The sequence below is a fragment of the Neisseria sp. 19428wB4_WF04 genome, assembly GCF_015235335.1.
Taxonomy (GTDB): Bacteria; Pseudomonadota; Gammaproteobacteria; order Burkholderiales; family Neisseriaceae; genus Neisseria; species Neisseria musculi.
Genome location: NZ_JADGLG010000080.1, coordinates 1 through 6355 on the forward strand (window position 1 = coordinate 1; position 6355 = coordinate 6355).

Here is a 6355-nt window from a genome sequence, read left to right on the forward strand (position 1 = left end):
CATCAACTTCTCTTCACCATCAAGCATTTCCAGATGCGGGCTGTTGTGATAGATAAGTAAGCGCAAACGGTGGAAGTAATAGGCAGCGGTATTTTTATTGACGCTAACTAATTGCGCCGCTGTGCGGGCGGTAACACCTGCAACAAATAGTTCAATCAGTTTGTTTTGCTTGTACTGACTTAAACGACTTTTTCTCATAGGGATTATTCTAACCTGAAGTTAAATTTCCCTAGTTATCTAGTACAGCCCCAATTAATATCAACAATAAATTAGTTCAATTTTTATTCGAATAGATGTAAGAAAATTTCGTTGTGAATAAAATTAAGGAGCAATATCATGGATACCGTACATTTCGTGCTGATGGGCGTGTGCGGCTGCGGCAAAACCACCGCCGCCCTTACCCTGCAACAGCATTTCCAATGCCCTTATGCCGAGGGCGACGATTTCCACACGCAGGCAAACCGCGACAAAATGGGCGCGGGCATTGCGCTCACCGATCAAGACCGCTATCCGTGGCTGCGCAACCTGCGTGATTGGATGAGCGGGCAGGCGCAGGCAGGCGAGCCCTACAGCATCGTTACCTGTTCGGCGCTCAAGCGCCACTACCGCGACATTCTGCGCGAAGCCGGGGGCAGGGTGGTGTTTGTCCACCTTTCCCCGCCGTATGAAGTGAATCTCGAGCGCATGAGGGCGCGCAAAGGGCATTATATGAAAGCCGGTATGCTCGATTCGCAAATGGCGGTTCTCGAAGAGTTGGGTGAAGACGAAGCCGGCGTGCGCATCGGCAGCGCGGGCGGCGCAGAAGAAGTGCAGGCCGAAATCACGGCTTGGGTTAAAGCACAAGGTTTCGAGCCCATAGCCCGCCCAAATCAACACCGTCCTGCCCGTTGATCAGGCAGCATAAATATACTGCGGTCTATGGTTTCAAACAGGCTGGGTATGGTCAGGCCGTCTGAAACCGATAAAACAGATTGGGGAACGGTCAGGCCGTCTGAAACCCATTGCTTAAACTTGAAACAATTAATTAAGGTGGGGCGGCCGGGTAAGGAAAAGGCCGTCTGAAACCGAAAAAGTTTTCAGACGGCCTGAAACAGCCGGATAGGGCGGCGTTATTGCTGCGCGGCATCGGCAGCGCCGATATCGGCGGGCGCGCTTTCCTGAACTTGGGCAGCAGCATCAACGGCAGGCGTGTCGGCGGCGGACGAGCTGCACGCGGCGGCGGTTAGAGCGAGAGTGGCAGAGAGCAACAAAATTTTGATATGGTTCATAACGGTTTATCCTTTTAAATTTGAAAAAACAGCATAGAGTTGCTGCACGGCTTTATCTTAAAATCCATAGGGTGCCGGTGGCAAAGGGCTTAACACGGTTTTGCCCGATTGAAACCATCACTGCAAAGGCCGTCTGAAATTTTGCAGATATTAGCGAACTATTGTATAAATTCCCAACCACTATTGAGTTTGCCGGAAAAGATGATGAAGCCCCGTATCAAAATCTGCGGTTTCACCCGCCCTGAAGACGCCGCCGCCGCCGCCGAGTTGGGCGTTGATGCGGTGGGGCTGGTGTTTTACGGAAAAAGCAGGCGCGCCGTGGGCATAGAAACGGCGCAGTGCATTGTGCGGGCGCTGCCGCCGTTTGTCGGCGTGGTGGCTCTGTTTGTCAATGAAGAAGCGGCGCGCATCGAAGAAATTCTCGCGCAGGTGCCGGTAGACATCATTCAGTTTCACGGCGATGAGCCGCCCGGATTCTGCCGCCGTTTTGCGCGCCCCTATATCAAAGCCGTGCGTGTGCAAAACACTGCCGGCATCATCTCGGCGCTCGAAACTTATCCCGATGCCCGCGCCTTGCTGTTTGATGCCCACATCGAAGGCGAATACGGCGGCACCGGCCAAAGCTTCGACTGGCGGATGCTGCCGCAAAAACTCAACGGCCATTGGATACTTTCAGGCGGCCTCACGCCTGAAAATGTGGCCGAAGCTGTTAGAATAACAGGCGCGCAAACGGTTGATGTGTCCAGCGGCGTAGAAAGCGCGGCGGGCATCAAATCTGTTGCCAAAATAGCGGAGTTTATCCGCCGCCTATCATAAGGAAGATTCATGCAGAACTATCAAGCCCCCGATTCACAAGGCTTTTTCGGCGAGCACGGAGGTGTGTTTGTTTCCGAAACCCTGATTCCCGCCCTGCAGGAGCTGGCGGCGGCTTATCAAGAAGCCAAAAACGACCCCGCTTTCTGGGCGGCTTTCCGCAGCGACCTGAAACACTATGTCGGCCGCCCCAGCCCCGTTTACCACGCCGCACGCCTGTCTGAACAACTCGGCGGTGCGCAAATCTGGCTCAAACGCGAAGATCTCAACCACACCGGCGCACACAAAATCAACAACACCATCGGCCAAGCATTGCTGGCCAAACGCATGGGCAAAAAACGCGTGATTGCCGAAACCGGCGCCGGCCAGCACGGTGTAGCCACCGCCACCGTTGCCGCCCGCTTCGGCATGGAATGCCGTGTTTATATGGGGGCTGACGACATTATCCGCCAGGCGCCCAACGTGTTCCGCATGAAGCTGTTGGGCGCCAATGTGGTGGGCGTGGACAGCGGCAGCCGCACGCTCAAAGATGCCATGAACGAAGCCATGCGCGAATGGGTGGCGCGGGTGGACGACACTTTCTACATCATCGGCACTGCTGCCGGCCCCGCGCCTTATCCCGAAATGGTGCGCGATTTCCAATGCGTAATCGGCAACGAAGCCAAAGAGCAGATGTTCGAAGCCATCGGCCGCCAACCCGATGCGGCGGTGGCCTGCGTGGGCGGCGGCTCTAACGCCATCGGCCTGTTTTACCCCTATATCGGCGAAGCGGGCGTGCGCCTGGTGGGGGTGGAGGCGGGCGGGCGCGGCATCGACACGCCCGACCATGCCGCACCGATTACCGGCAAAGCCCCTGCCGGTGTTTTGCACGGCTTCCGCAGTTACCTGATGCAGGACGAAAACGGCCAAGTGCTCGGCACGCATTCGGTTTCGGCCGGCTTGGATTACCCCGGCATCGGCCCCGAGCACAGCCATCTGGCCGACACCGGCCGCGTGGAATACACCGCCGCTAATGATGATGCCGCCTTGCAGGCCTTTGATTTGTTGTGCCGCTACGAAGGCATTATTCCCGCGCTCGAATCCAGCCACGCCCTTGCCTGGGCGGTGGAAAATGCGCCTGCCATGAGCAAAGACCAAGTGGTTTTGGTGAATCTTTCCGGCCGCGGCGACAAAGACATCAACACCGTAGCCAAACTCAAAGGCATTGAGTTATAAGGTTTTCAGACGGCCTTCAGGTGTTGGGATGCAACCGGCAAATAGGAAAATAGGAAAACTGCCGTGAAACTCTATATTTACGATCATTGCCCCTTCTGCGTGCGCGCCCGCATGATTTTCGGCCTGCGCGGCTTGGCGGCAGAAGAAATCGTGCTGGCAAACGATGACGAAGCCACCCCTGTCGGCATGATAGGTGCCAAGCAGGTGCCGATACTGCAAAAACCCGATGGCTCGTATATGGGTGAAAGCTTGGATATTGTGCGTTATGTTGATGGTTTGGCGGGGAAAGGCCGTCTGAAAGAAGAAATCCGCCCCCAAGTGCAGGCTTGGCTGGATAAGACGGGCTCCTATATCAACAAACTGGTGCAGCCGCGTATGGTGCAGATCGGGCTGCCCGAATTTGCCGCGCAGAGTGCGGTGGATTATTTCGTTCATAAAAAAGAAGCCAATATCGGCAGTTTTACCGGAAATCTGGCGAAAACCGGTGAATATCTGCACACCCTGCATACCGATTTGGCCGGTTTGGAGCGGCAGGTTGCGGGCAGGCACCATTTGAACGGCGCGGGTTTGGGCATGGAAGACATCCACGTTTTCCCGCTGCTGCGTAATTTAACGGTGGTGCGCGGGCTGGTGCTGCCGCCGGAATTGAGGGCTTATGCGGACAATATGGCCGCTGCCGCCGGGGTGCCGCTTTACACGGATAGGGCGGTGTAGGCAGGGTTACCCTGTTTGCCTGCACGGAAAAATTTTTCAAATGAAAAGGATGGCAGCAGAGCCTGGCAAACGGGCACAGTGTCCGATGCGCAGGTTTTCATGTCGGCCGGTTTAATGTTTCTGCTGATGGGGGGATTGATATATGAAAAAACACTTACTGCTTGCTGTGATGACGGCTTTTCCGTCTCTTGCGCGTTGGCCGCTGATTTGGCGTACGCAGGAGATGATCACGGCAATTGGTTTACAGAAAAAGATTGGGAATCGGTTTGCGATAACGGCGGCACCTGCCGCGCGGCCGGGTATGAGTCGGACGAGAGCGACAACCCCGTTTCGGTTCTGTTTACCCGCAAAGCAGGGGCAGGCAGAGCGGCAGATGCGAAGCTCAGTATTGTTCCCGTTGGAGAAGGGACCGGCGGCATATTGTATGTAAACGGCAGGCCTTTGGGAAAATTTGATTTTTCGTTGAAAACCGGTATTGTGCGGCCGCTCTCGCCGAAGCAGGCCGATACCCTGCTGGCCGCTTTGCGCAATAAAAATGCCGCAGTTGTGTTTAAAGGGGCAGACGGCAATGTTTGGAACTTATCTCCTGAAGGCGCGCGGGAAACCCTGCTGAAAATGGACGAGCTGCAAGGGTGTTATGATGTGCCCGATGCCCCGATACAGCGCGGCTGCAACAGCCGCACTGCGGCAAAACCCCAACTGCCCGTTGTCCGCCCCGTTATCCCTTTGCAGCAAAAGCCGCGCAAAATCAGCAAAGGCAGCAGGGAATATGCCCTAATCGACAAAGCGGTCGGAAAATATTTTTCAAACAGCAACCCAAACGCCCCTTGTTCGGCAACAAATGAGCCTTATAACGGTTTATCCGCTTTCCGAAAAACAGGTGCTGGTTGAAAGAAGCTGCTGGCTGGCGGCTTATAACGGTGCCAATTATTACGGCATTTTCAGCAAAGATTTAACAAAACTGATCACCCATATTCACGGTGTAGCAGGAGAAGGTTTTGAATTAAACGATTATGCCGCCCACTCGGGCACGCTTACCGGCTATATGAAAGGGCGCGGTATCGGCGATTGTTGGACCCGGGAAACCCACCGCTACAACGGGCAGACTTTCGAGCGCGTTTATTTTGCATATCACGGAATGTGCAAAGGCTTCCCCGGCGGCGCATGGGAAATGCCGTATTGTGTTACAGAAGTGGTAGAAACCTCAAAATAGCTATACCGGCAAATATCTTGTTTGCTCTTTAACCGTTGTTTTCAAACACAACATATTGGTTTCTATATGAACACCGCCTAGGGAAAGCCATGTCTGAAACAGCAAAAACCATTAACCCCTTTGTGCTGGTTCTTTTATTTGCCGCAGACTTGGCCGGCGCGGCAGAAAGCCGCAGCTGTGTTGTGGAGGGCTGTTTGAAGCTCAATCACAGCGCATACATGTAAAACGATGCAGGCCGTAAGATGGCGGAACACGCGTGAGGCCGTCTGAAAAACAGATGCCGATATTTTTTAACCAACGGAGGCAACCCGATATGAACAAATCCTTTTTCCTACTCGCAACCGCATTGTTCGCGTTAAGCGGATGCCTGGGCGGGCGCACAACCACCATCACTTTGCCCGAGCAAACGCAGGCGCCTTCCGATATTCCCCGCCAAATCCAATACCGGGGCGAAACCTACCGCTTGCAAGGCCGTAACGAAACACAGGCCGAATATTACCGCGAGGGCGAGCAGGGCTACCAATGGAAAAAACTGATAACCCTGCATAAGCAAACGGGCACAGTGCCACTCGGCACGTTTGCCGGTGTCATGACACAGCAGCTCAAACATGAGCATGCCCGTTATGAAATCGTGCCGAAGAAAAACGCTTTGCAGGTTACGGTGGTATATCTGCCGAAAAAAGGGCACCCGCATTTTAAAGACCATGAAGTAAACCTTATGCATTACCGGCAAAGCCCGTGCGGCTTTACCGGCCTGCAATATGCCGAGCGGCACGCTGCCGGCAGCGATGCGGGCAAACTCCTTGCGGCAGGAAAGCGGGCGCAAACGCAGTTTCAAACCTATGCGGCAGACCTTCTTTCGCGCATAGACTGCCCCGTAAAATAAGCGTTTGACACAACGCCTGCCGAAGTGTTTTTACCGACACCCGACCAGCATTGCCCGCTGTCCGGGTGTTTTTTGATTTTTAAAAAATTTTGGGGCTGACGTAGATTAGCAGTCATGACAGGCTGCCAAAATGAAGATAACCCACTGTAAGTTAAAGAAGAGTCTGCAAAGAAAACTGCTTGAATATTTTGTATTGGAAGTAACCGCACGTTCTGCTGCCGATATCTTAGGTATTCAGCCCAATAC

General features: G+C 54.0%; 7 protein-coding genes and 3 pseudogenes. 8 read left to right on the forward strand and 2 right to left on the reverse strand.

Annotation, left to right across the window (positions count from 1 at the left end; translation table 11 throughout):
- Window positions 1–198 (reverse strand): annotated as a pseudogene (locus tag IR141_RS11705) (IS1595 family transposase); the annotation flags it as partial.
- 138 nt (window positions 199–336) lie between these two features.
- On the opposite strand from IR141_RS11705, the gene IR141_RS11710 reads away from it, so the two are divergent.
- Window positions 337–891 (forward strand): gluconokinase, encoded by a 555-nt coding sequence (locus IR141_RS11710; protein ID WP_135037481.1) that lies wholly within the window; start codon window positions 337–339, stop codon window positions 889–891.
- A 218-nt stretch (window positions 892–1109) separates the two neighbouring features.
- Here IR141_RS11710 and IR141_RS11715 read toward each other — a convergent pair whose 3' ends face one another.
- On the reverse strand, window positions 1110–1268 hold the full coding sequence (locus IR141_RS11715) for a hypothetical protein (protein WP_167743201.1): 159 nt from the start codon (window positions 1266–1268) through the stop codon (window positions 1110–1112).
- Between the two features lie 201 nt (window positions 1269–1469).
- On the opposite strand from IR141_RS11715, the gene IR141_RS11720 reads away from it, so the two are divergent.
- The 7 genes and pseudogenes from IR141_RS11720 to IR141_RS11750 all read left to right on the forward strand — a co-directional run.
- Window positions 1470–2084, forward strand: a complete 615-nt coding sequence (locus IR141_RS11720) for a phosphoribosylanthranilate isomerase (protein ID WP_135037483.1) — start codon at window positions 1470–1472, stop codon at window positions 2082–2084.
- A 9-nt stretch (window positions 2085–2093) separates the two neighbouring features.
- Window positions 2094–3296 (forward strand): tryptophan synthase subunit beta, encoded by a 1203-nt coding sequence (gene trpB, locus IR141_RS11725; protein ID WP_135037486.1) that lies wholly within the window; start codon window positions 2094–2096, stop codon window positions 3294–3296.
- Between the two features lie 63 nt (window positions 3297–3359).
- A complete protein-coding gene (grxB, locus tag IR141_RS11730) occupies window positions 3360–4010 on the forward strand; it encodes a glutaredoxin 2 (protein WP_135037489.1) in 651 nt (216 codons plus the stop codon).
- A 126-nt stretch (window positions 4011–4136) separates the two neighbouring features.
- Window positions 4137–5223, forward strand: a pseudogene (locus tag IR141_RS14035) (DUF1176 domain-containing protein).
- Window positions 5224–5312: 89 nt separating this feature from the next.
- Entirely contained in the window at window positions 5313–5447 is a 135-nt protein-coding gene (locus IR141_RS13920) for a hypothetical protein (RefSeq protein WP_255518830.1), read from the forward strand.
- A gap of 89 nt (window positions 5448–5536) precedes the next feature.
- Window positions 5537–6109 carry a hypothetical protein gene (locus IR141_RS11745; protein ID WP_135037498.1) on the forward strand — a complete coding sequence of 191 codons (573 nt, stop codon included), beginning with the start codon at window positions 5537–5539 and terminating at the stop codon, window positions 6107–6109.
- Window positions 6110–6239: 130 nt separating this feature from the next.
- Window positions 6240–6355 (forward strand): annotated as a pseudogene (locus IR141_RS11750) (IS1595 family transposase); the annotation flags it as partial.

Excerpts from the sequence above, each read along its gene's own strand:
- IR141_RS11710 (WP_135037481.1), top strand. The coding sequence starts at position 337 with ATGGATACCGTACATTTCGTGCTGATGGGCGTGTGCGGCTGCGGCAAA.
- IR141_RS11715 (WP_167743201.1), bottom strand. The coding sequence starts at position 1,268 with ATGAACCATATCAAAATTTTGTTGCTCTCTGCCACTCTCGCTCTAACC.
- IR141_RS11720 (WP_135037483.1), top strand. The coding sequence starts at position 1,470 with ATGATGAAGCCCCGTATCAAAATCTGCGGTTTCACCCGCCCTGAAGAC.
- trpB (WP_135037486.1), top strand. The coding sequence starts at position 2,094 with ATGCAGAACTATCAAGCCCCCGATTCACAAGGCTTTTTCGGCGAGCAC.
- IR141_RS13920 (WP_255518830.1), top strand. The coding sequence starts at position 5,313 with ATGTCTGAAACAGCAAAAACCATTAACCCCTTTGTGCTGGTTCTTTTA.
- IR141_RS11745 (WP_135037498.1), top strand. The coding sequence starts at position 5,537 with ATGAACAAATCCTTTTTCCTACTCGCAACCGCATTGTTCGCGTTAAGC.